This is a genomic window from Streptomyces hirsutus (assembly GCF_001418415.1).
GTDB classification, from domain to species: Bacteria; Actinomycetota; Actinomycetes; order Streptomycetales; family Streptomycetaceae; genus Streptomyces; species Streptomyces hirsutus.
The window spans coordinates 1-8,879 of the sequence record NZ_LIQT01000349.1 but is presented as its reverse complement, the minus strand read 5'-3'; the positions used below and the strand labels follow the sequence as shown (position 1 = coordinate 8,879).

The window sequence follows — 8,879 nt, the reverse complement described above, 5'->3', positions numbered from 1 at the left end:
TACGGCAGTGCTCGCTCGGCACCGCCGCCTCGGTACGCGTCGCCCCTCCAGTGCTACGGCCGGATGGTTCCCACCGCCGGGCAAGCCGGGCAACTCGCGCAGGCCTGAGCGACCAGGGTCGCTGACCGCAGGGCCGAGGGCGTACGCCATCCTGAGGGCATGACGTCCCTGACACGCTCCCGGGCGGCGCTTGCCACACGGTTGCGCACCCTGGCTGCGCTGGAGCTGGCGAACATCCCCCACACAGCCGACAGGAAGAGTGACCCCCCATGCGACGACTCCCCCTCCGCTCCCTCGCCGTGCTCGCCGCCCTCGGCTCCCTCGCCCTCGCCGGATGCGGTACGCAGAGCGGTGGCACCGGCGAGCGGACCGCCGGTGCGCCCGGAGCGGACCGGACGATCCGCGCGCAGCAGGTGATGCGGCTGACCGAGGTGCACGAGCAGACCGGGATGACGCTGCTGGAGGGGCCGACCTTCGGTGCGGACGGCGGTCTGTTCGTCGTCGACGTCACCGCGCCCGAGGGCGAGCCGAAGGTGATGCGCGTCGACGTCCGGAAGAAGACGAAGCGTGCGGTGCACACCGACGGGCGCGGGGCGTACACCTCGGCGCAGTTCAGCCCGTACGACGGACGGCTCTACCTGACCGACTTCGCGCACGGCGAGGTCGTGAGCCTCGACGCCGACGGTGGCGACCTGCGGACCTTCTTCTCCGGCGAGGTCGACAGGGCACGGATGAACCCCGACGACATCGCCTTCGACGAAGACGGCAACCTGTACGTCAGCGACTCGCGCGGTCTGACCGAGGGCAAGACGCTCGGCCGGGTGGTGCGGATCGACCGCGACGGCGAGGAGGCCACCGTGCTGGCCGACGGCCTCGCCGCGACGAACGGGGTCTCCTTCGACGCGGAGTACCGCGGCCTGTGGTTCAGCGAGCTGACGGAGAACCGGATCTCCTACCTCCCCGTCGGCGCGAAGGGCGGGGTCACGGCCCGGCACACCGCCATCCGGGTCGACGGCGGGATCGCGCAGACCGACTCGATCGCCGTGGACGCGGACGGCAACCTCTACCAGGCGCTGCACGGCCGGCCCGCGATGGTCGTGTACGACCGGCACGGTGAGCGCCTGGCGACCGTCGAGGTGCCCGCGCGCGCCGCCGAGGGCCTGGAGTCGGCGACGAACGTGGCGATCACGCCCGGCGGGACCAAGGCGTACATGACCGTCAGCGGGCCCGCGGGCGGCTACCTGTACACCTTCGACGCGTTGGCGAAGGGCACCCGGCAGTCCAACGGCGGCTGACGGCGACCGACTTCACCCTGAGAAGGGCCGCACCGGTCCCACCTCGACGCCGAGGAGCCGCCAAGCCGCCAGCGCCCTGCGCTCCCGTTCCTCGTGGGAGGGGCCGGTGACGGCGCCGGAGACCATGGCGACGGCGAGCATGAGATCGTCCGCCGCGACCGGCCGGTGACCGCCGTCGTCGGGCAGGTGGGCGCGCAGGGCGCGTTCGACCCGCCGGGACAGGGCCAGGGCGTGCGCGCGGATGCCGGAGCGGCGGTCCGATGCGTCGGCGTGCAGGAGGCCGATGAACGCGGCCGACTCCTTCAGGTGCCAGGTCAGCACACCGAGCACGCCGGCGAAGGTGGCGTCCTCGGCCGCGGCCGCCTGCTCGACCTGGCGGACGTTCTCCTCCAGCACCGCCGTCGTCACGGCGGCCCGGTCCGGGAAGTGCCGGTACAGGACGCCCTGTCCGACGCCGGCGCGGCGGGCGATCGCGGACAGCGGGGCGTCCAGGCCGTGCTCCGCGTAGATCTCCCGGGCGGCGGCGACCAGCGCGGCGCGGTTGCGGGCGGCGGCCTTGGGCCCGTGGTTGGCGGGCCGGCGTTCCTCACCCACGGCCTGCCGCCCCTCACTCGCCGGCCGGCGCCCCTCACTCGCGGGCCGCGGCCGGTCCGGCACGGGGTGGTGCGTCATCCCGGCAGAGTACGGCAGTGCTCGCTCGGCACCGCCGCCTCGGTCCGCGTCGCCCCTCCAGTGCTACGGCCGGATGGTTCCCACCGCCGGGCAAGCCGGGCAACTCGCGCAGGCCTGAGCGACCAGGGTCGCTGACCGCAGGGCCGAGGGCGTACGCCATCCTGAGGGCATGACGTCCCTGACACGCTCCCGGGCGGCGCTTGCCACACGGTTGCGCACCCTGGCTGCGCTGGAGCTGGCGAACATCCCCCTGATCGGCTGGGTCGTGTTCGTATCCCTCGACGCCCCGGCCACCGCGGCGAACACAACCGGGTACGTATTGGCGACCGGACATCTGCTCATAGGCGCCGGATACTGGGCGGTGAAGCTGCGTCAACTGCGTGACGCTCTGCCCCGCCCGCCGCTGATCGCGGCATTCCGCCGGCTCCGTTCGGTGTGTGCGGCGGGTCTGACCGTCGGCCTCGTAGTGATCGCCACCTCCCTCACGGGACAGCCAGGAGTGGCACGGGTCCCGGGCCTGGTCCTGTACGGGCTGGCTCTGGCCGAGTACGTCAACTACTTCCACTGGCAGCTGATGCACGACACCCGAGCGGACTGGCACAGGCTGCTGCGCAGTCGGCGTCTGCGCAGATCACACCTGTCCGAAGACTTGCGGACTTACGCCATGGCACGCACACGGCGACAACGGCGCGCCTGCGCGCACCCCCACTTGGGACGATGAGGACCACAACGCCCCCGTTCGCCGACGCCGGGAGGTTGATCGGCTCATGGCACACCACGATGGTGTCCCGTCCGGTGGCGTGGAAGGCCCGAAAAGCGTGAGCACTTCGGCCGCAACTGCCCAGGTTCCGCTCATTTGGGCACCCAAGTGACAGTTGTCTGCTGACTGCTCACGCTTTTCAGCTACACCGCATCGTGGGACACCACCCGAGCCGCCGACAGCACCCTCGCCTCGAAGGCCGAGACGCCGTCTGCGGACCGGATCCACTCCGGGCAGGCCGGCATCCTGCGTCAGCCGGGCTTCCAGGGCGTGGTGCGCGTCGCCGACGTGGCGGTCGAGGCAGCGGCGACGGCTGACTGGCGCCTCGGCCCGACCACCGGCTGATCGATGGCCTCCTCCGCCGTCGGACCCCTGTCAGGCGCGCCGCATCTCCCACAGCAGGAGTTCGGACGCGGTCTCCGAGACCGCCACGATGCCCTCGGCGTCCGTGAGGCGGGCCGCGTCGCCCGAGGTCAGCCGTTCGCCGTCCAGGGTCACCTCACCGCGCACGACGTGGAGGTACACGTACGCCGCGTCCGGGATCGCCGTGCGCTCCCCCGCCGTCAGCCGGCGGACGTGGAGCATGGCGCCCGCCTCGGGGAGGGCGTACGGGGTGGAGTCGGCGATGCCGCGGACGACCTCGTAGCAGGGGTCGCCGCCGGGCTCCAGCGGGGCCAGCCACATCTGGAGGAAGGTCAGGGGTCCGGGGCCGTCGTTGCGTTCCACGTGCCGTACGCCGGAGGCGGCGCTCAGGCGCTGGACGTCGCCGGGGCGGACCACGGTCTCGTGGCCGGTGGAGTCGCGGTGGGCCAGCTCGCCCTCCACCACCCACGTCACGATCTCGGTGTGGCTGTGCGGGTGCTCGTCGAAGCCGGCGCCGGGGGCGAGCCGCTCCTCGTTGCAGGCGATCACCGCGCCGAAGCGCAGGTGGTCGGGGTCGTAGTGCGGGCCGAAGGAGAAGGCGTGCCGGCTCTCGATCCCGGCCGCCGGATCGCCGCCCTGGAAGCGCTCGTGCGCGCGCCGTACGTCCGTCACGCGGTCCACGGTAGCCCCGGCGCGAGCCCCCGGGGCTCCGGTGGGCGGCCCCGCGCGAGACCCGCCGACACGTTCCGGTGTCCGGATGAGGCAGTCTTGTCACCGTGCCCGAACCCGAAACCAGCAAGCCCGCAACCCCGGCAGGCCCCGCCCACCCGCATCCCGCGACGCTGAAGCGACTGGAGAAGTCGTCCGGCCATCTCGCCGCGCAGGCCATCCTGCGGATGGACGAGACGCTGCCCTGGTACCGGGCGATGCCACCGGAGAACCGTTCCTGGATCGGGCTGGTCGCCCAGGCGGGCATCGCCGCCTTCACCGAGTGGTTCCGGCGTCCCGAGGCGCCGCAGGCCATCTCCACCGACGTCTTCGGGACCGCGCCGCGCGAGCTGACCCGGGCCATCACGCTGCGGCAGACCGTGGAGATGGTGCGCACCACCATCGAGGTCATGGAGACGGCCATCGACGAGGTGGCCGCGCCGGGCGACGAGTCGGTGCTGCGCGAGGCGCTCCTGGTGTACGCGCGGGAGATCGCGTTCGCGACGGCTCAGGTGTACGCGCAGGCGGCCGAGGCGCGGGGCGCCTGGGACGCGCGGCTGGAGTCGCTGGTCGTGAACGCGGTGCTCAGCGGCGAGGCCGACGAGGGTGCCGTGTCGCGGGCCGCCGCCCTGGGGTGGAACTCGCCGGAGCATGTGTGCGTGCTGCTGGGCACCGCGCCCGACGGCGACTCGGAGCTGACCGTGGAGGCGATCCGGCGGGCCGCCCGGCACGCCAAGCTCCAGGTGCTGACGGGGGTGCTCGGGGACCGGCTGGTGGTGATCGCGGGCGGCAGCGACAATCCGCTGGCCGTCGCCAAGTCGCTGATCGGGCCGTACGCGCAGGGCCCGGTGGTGGCGGGTCCGGTGGTGCCGGACCTCCAGGCGGCGACCCGGTCCGCGCAGGCCGCCGCGGCGGGCCTGAAGGCGTGTTCCGCCTGGCAGGACGCGCCGCGTCCGGTGCTGGCCGACGATCTGCTGCCGGAGCGGGCGATCGCCGGTGACACCGCGGCCCGCGAACAGTTGGTGGAGGAGATCTACAGACCGCTCGAGGAGACCGGGGCCGCGCTGCTGGAGACGCTCAGCGTCTATCTGGAGCAGGCGAGCAGCCTCGAAGGGGCCGCTCGGATGCTGTTCGTGCACCCCAATACCGTGCGTTACCGGCTCCGACGTGTGACAGACGTCACCGGCTGGTCACCCTCCGATGTACGCTCTGCGTTCACACTGCGGGTCGCGCTGATCCTGGGGCGTCTGGTCGACGGCGATCTTCAGCTCTAACCTCTTGTCGGGGTTCCACAAAACCCCCTCGTGTTCTTCGTCCTTGTCCTCACGGGCGGCTTCGGCCGTCGTCAAGAGAGAGTGTGAGAGTGCTCGTACTCGTCGCTCCCGGCCAGGGCGCTCAGACGCCCGGCTTCCTGACTGAATGGCTCGACCTTCCCGGTGCCGCGGACCGCGTCGCCGCCTGGTCCCACGCCATCGGACTCGACCTCGCCCACTACGGCACCGAGGCCGACGCGGACGCGATCCGCGACACGGCCGTCGCCCAGCCGCTGCTGGTCGCGGCCGGGCTGCTGTCCGTCTCGGCGCTGGGTACCGGTACGGACGACGCCGCCTCGGCGGTGGCACGGATCGCGCCCGGCGCGGTCGCCGGTCACAGCGTCGGCGAGTTCACCGCGGCCGCGTTCGCGGGTGTCCTCGACGACACGGCCGCGCTGAGCCTGGTCCGCAAGCGGGGCCTGGCCATGGCCGACGCCGCCGCGATCACCGAGACCGGCATGGCGGCGCTGCTCGGCGGCGACCCGGACGTCACCGTGGCGCACCTGGAGAAGCTGGGGCTGACCCCGGCGAACATCAACGGCGCGGGCCAGATCGTGGCGGCCGGCACCAAGAAACAGCTGGCCGCGCTGGAGGCGGACAAGCCGGAGGGCGTGCGCCGGGTCGTCGCGCTCAAGGTGGCCGGCGCCTTCCACACGCACCACATGGGCCCCGCGGTCGACACGCTGGCGAAGGCGGCCGAGGACCTGACGCCGGGCGACCCGAAGGTCACCTACGTGTCGAACAAGGACGGTGCGACGGTCGCGACCGGTGCCGGGGTGCTGGAGCGCCTGGTCGGCCAGGTGGCGAACCCGGTGCGCTGGGACCTGTGCATGGAGAGGTTCAAGGAACTCGGGGTGACCGCGCTGATCGAGGTCTGCCCCGGGGGGACCCTGACCGGCCTCGCCAAGCGTGCGCTGCCCGGCGTCACGACGCTGGCGCTGAAGACCCCCGCAGACCTCGACGCCGCCCGCGAGCTCGTCGCAGAGCACGCCTGACGCCCTTAGGAGCAGAATCCGCATGGCGAAGATCAAGCCCAGTAAGGGCGCTCCGTACGCGCGCATCCTGGGTGTGGGCGGCTACCGGCCCACCCGGGTCGTGCCGAACGAGGTGATCCTCGAGACGATCGACTCGTCCGACGAGTGGATCCGCTCGCGCTCCGGCATCGAGACGCGGCACTGGGCGTCGCCGGAGGAGACGGTCGCGGTGATGTCGGTCGAGGCATCCGGCAAGGCGATCGCGGACGCCGGCATCGAAGCCGGGCAGATCGGTGCCGTGGTCGTGTCGACCGTGTCGCACTTCCAGCAGACCCCGGCCATCGCCACCGAGATCGCCGACCGGCTGGGCACGAACAAGGCCGCCGCCTTCGACATCTCGGCGGGCTGCGCCGGCTTCGGCTACGGCCTCACCCTCGCCAAGAGCATGGTGGTGGAAGGTTCCGCCGCATACGTGCTCGTCATCGGCGTGGAGCGGCTGAGCGACCTGACCGACCTGGAGGACCGGGCCACCGCCTTCCTGTTCGGTGACGGCGCGGGCGCGGTCGTCGTCGGCCCCTCCCAGGAGCCCGCCATCGGCCCGACGGTCTGGGGCTCGGAGGGCGACAAGTCCGAGGTCATCAAGCAGACCGTGCCGTGGACGGACTACCGCGACGGCGAGGTCGAGAAGTTCCCCGCGATCACGCAGGAGGGCCAGGCGGTGTTCCGCTGGGCCGTGTTCGAGATGGCGAAGGTCGCCCAGCAGGCGCTGGACGCGGCCGGGATCACCTCGGACGAGCTGGACGTCTTCATCCCGCACCAGGCCAATGTGCGGATCATCGACTCGATGGTGAAGACCCTCAAACTGCCGGAGCACGTCACGGTCGCCCGTGACATCCGCACCACCGGCAACACCTCGGCCGCCTCGATCCCGCTCGCGATGGAGCGGCTCCTGGCGACCGGCGAGGCGAAGAGCGGCGACACCGCGCTCGTCATCGGCTTCGGGGCGGGTCTCGTCTACGCCGCAACGGTCGTTACTCTCCCTTAGGCACTCCGTGCCGGATCATTCGATCCGACACGGAAAACCGCACCACCCGCCGCTGTCGCGGCGGGCGCCACACCCTCAGGAATCACAGCGAAGGAGCGCCATCATGGCCGCCACTCAGGAAGAGATCGTCGCCGGTCTCGCGGAGATCGTGAACGAGATCGCCGGCATCCCGGTTGAGGACGTCCAGCTGGACAAGTCCTTCACCGACGACCTGGACGTCGACTCGCTGTCCATGGTCGAGGTCGTCGTCGCCGCCGAAGAGCGCTTCGACGTCAAGATCCCGGACGACGACGTCAAGAACCTCAAGACCGTCGGCGACGCGACCGAATACATCCTCAAGCACCAGGCCTGAGCGCTGCTGGTCCTTCCGTCCGGGGCATGCCGGGTCCGGCACGCCCCGGACGGAAGGACCGAGGCCGGGAGTCCCCGGCCCCGCCACCCGACGGTGGCGCCGTACGAATCCTCGTATCCGTTGGAGAAAGAATTCCGATGAGCTCGACCAATCGCACCGTGGTCGTCACCGGTATCGGCGCAACCACACCGCTGGGTGGCGACGCGGCCTCGACCTGGGAGGGTCTGGTCGCCGGACGTTCCGGAGTCAAGCCCCTGACCCAGGAGTGGGCCGCCGACCAGGCGGTCCGTATCGCGGCCCCCGTGGCCGTGGAACCCACCGAGACCATCCCGCGGCCGCAGGCCCGCCGCCTGGACCGCTCGGCGCAGTTCGCGCTGGTCGCGGCCAAGGAGGCATGGGCCGACGCAGGCTTCGAGGGCAGGGCCGGTGAGGACCCGAACGTCGCCCCGGAGCGGCTCGGCACGGTCATCGCCTCCGGCATCGGCGGCGTGACGACCCTGCTCGACCAGTACGACGTGCTGAAGGAGAAGGGCGTCCGCCGCGTCTCCCCGCACACCGTCCCCATGCTGATGCCGAACGGCCCGTCGGCCAACGTCGGCCTGCTCGTGGGCGCCCAGGCGGGCGTGCACACCCCCGTCTCGGCCTGCGCCTCGGGCGCGGAGGCCATCGGCTACGCCATCGAGATGATCCGTTCCGGCCGCGCCGACGTCGTCGTCGCGGGGGGCACGGAGGCGGCGATCCACCCGCTGCCGATCGCCGCGTTCGGCAACATGATGGCGATGTCCAAGAACAACGACGACCCGCAGGGCGCCTCGCGGCCGTACGACGTCGGCCGGGACGGCTTCGTCCTCGGCGAGGGCGCGGGCGTGATCGTCCTGGAGTCCGCCGAGCACGCCGCCGCGCGCGGCGCCCGCGTCTACGCGGAGGCGGTCGGCCAGGGCATCTCGGCCGACGGCCACGACATCGTGCAGCCGGAGCCGGAGGGCCGCGGCATCTCGCACGCCCTGCAGCACCTGCTGGACTCCACCGACCTGGACCCGTCCGAGATCGTGCACGTCAACGCGCACGCCACCTCGACGCCGGCCGGTGACATCGCCGAACTGAAGGCGCTGCGCAAGGTCTTCGGCGACGACGTGGACCACATGGCGGTCTCCGCGACCAAGTCGATGACCGGGCACCTGCTCGGCGGCGCCGGCGGCGTGGAGTCGGTGGCGACGGTGCTCGCGCTGTACCACCGGGTGGCTCCGCCGACCATCAACATCGACACCATCGACCCCGAGGCCGAGGCGAACGCGGACGTGGTCCGCGGCGAGGCGCGCAAGCTGCCCGTCGAGGGCCGCATCGCCGCCCTCAACGACTCGTTCGGGTTCGGCGGGCACAACGTGGTGCTGGCGTTC

General features: G+C 71.9%; 9 protein-coding genes. 7 read left to right on the top strand and 2 right to left on the bottom strand.

What is annotated here, in order from left to right; genetic code table 11:
- The first annotated feature begins 269 nt into the window (after positions 1-269).
- A complete protein-coding gene (locus AOK11_RS25320) occupies positions 270-1,295 on the top strand; it encodes an SMP-30/gluconolactonase/LRE family protein (protein WP_055596038.1) in 1,026 nt (341 codons plus the stop codon).
- 12 nt (positions 1,296-1,307) lie between these two features.
- Here AOK11_RS25320 and AOK11_RS25315 read toward each other — a convergent pair whose 3' ends face one another.
- Positions 1,308-1,967: a TetR/AcrR family transcriptional regulator gene (locus tag AOK11_RS25315; protein WP_079035071.1), complete on the bottom strand. Its 660-nt coding sequence runs from the start codon at positions 1,965-1,967 to the stop codon at positions 1,308-1,310.
- Between the two features lie 169 nt (positions 1,968-2,136).
- On the opposite strand from AOK11_RS25315, the gene AOK11_RS25310 reads away from it, so the two are divergent.
- The gene (locus AOK11_RS25310) at positions 2,137-2,688 is read left to right on the top strand and encodes a hypothetical protein (RefSeq protein WP_055596036.1); all 552 of its coding nucleotides are present in this window, start codon (positions 2,137-2,139) and stop codon (positions 2,686-2,688) included.
- Between the two features lie 414 nt (positions 2,689-3,102).
- On the opposite strand, the gene AOK11_RS25305 is transcribed toward AOK11_RS25310, so the two are convergent.
- Positions 3,103-3,771, bottom strand: coding sequence for a pirin family protein (locus AOK11_RS25305; protein WP_055596035.1), 669 nt, complete (start codon positions 3,769-3,771; stop codon positions 3,103-3,105).
- 95 nt (positions 3,772-3,866) lie between these two features.
- On the opposite strand from AOK11_RS25305, the gene AOK11_RS25300 reads away from it, so the two are divergent.
- The 5 genes from AOK11_RS25300 to AOK11_RS25280 form a co-directional block, all read left to right on the top strand.
- Entirely contained in the window at positions 3,867-5,072 is a 1,206-nt protein-coding gene (locus AOK11_RS25300; RefSeq protein ID WP_055596034.1) for a PucR family transcriptional regulator, read from the top strand.
- A gap of 89 nt (positions 5,073-5,161) precedes the next feature.
- Entirely contained in the window at positions 5,162-6,106 is a 945-nt protein-coding gene (locus AOK11_RS25295) for an ACP S-malonyltransferase (RefSeq protein WP_055596033.1), read from the top strand.
- A gap of 22 nt (positions 6,107-6,128) precedes the next feature.
- Entirely contained in the window at positions 6,129-7,130 is a 1,002-nt protein-coding gene (locus AOK11_RS25290) for a ketoacyl-ACP synthase III (protein ID WP_055596032.1), read from the top strand.
- Positions 7,131-7,233: 103 nt separating this feature from the next.
- On the top strand, positions 7,234-7,482 hold the full coding sequence (locus tag AOK11_RS25285) for an acyl carrier protein (RefSeq protein WP_004988657.1): 249 nt from the start codon (positions 7,234-7,236) through the stop codon (positions 7,480-7,482).
- Between the two features lie 137 nt (positions 7,483-7,619).
- A partial coding sequence (locus AOK11_RS25280) for a beta-ketoacyl-[acyl-carrier-protein] synthase family protein (RefSeq protein WP_055596031.1) occupies positions 7,620-8,879 on the top strand: 1,260 nt, incomplete at its 3' end.